This is a genomic window from Bartonella sp. AP58NXGY (genome assembly GCF_042195785.1).
Lineage (GTDB): Bacteria > Pseudomonadota > Alphaproteobacteria > Rhizobiales > Rhizobiaceae > Bartonella.
This window is the reverse complement of sequence record NZ_JBHIOY010000371.1, coordinates 1-263: the sequence shown is the minus strand read 5'-3', so window position 1 is coordinate 263 and position 263 is coordinate 1. Positions and strand designations below refer to the sequence as shown.

At 41.8% G+C, this 263-nt stretch carries 1 protein-coding gene; it reads left to right on the top strand.

Annotated features, from left to right (window positions below; genetic code table 11):
* A partial coding sequence (locus tag ACFINC_RS11485) for a DUF4159 domain-containing protein (protein ID WP_375617283.1) occupies nt 1-263 on the top strand: 263 nt, incomplete at both ends.

The following is a 263-nucleotide window of genomic DNA, read 5'->3' as shown; positions in this document are numbered from 1 at the left end:
CAAGGCTTCATGCACAAACGACAGAAAATTATCATGATAGTGTAGAAGCTGCTGGTGCAACGCATCTTGCCTATGTTATAACCAACAATCATGAAATTGATACAACGAGTAAAAGTGGTCTAGAAGCCTTAAGCCAATTTATCGCAGAGCGCACAATGCTTACCCCCGGCTCTGTTACAGCACTTGATCTCGATAAAGATGAACTCTCCTTTTATCCTCTTATTTACTGGCCCATTGATGTTAAGGGGCCTATACTAACTCCA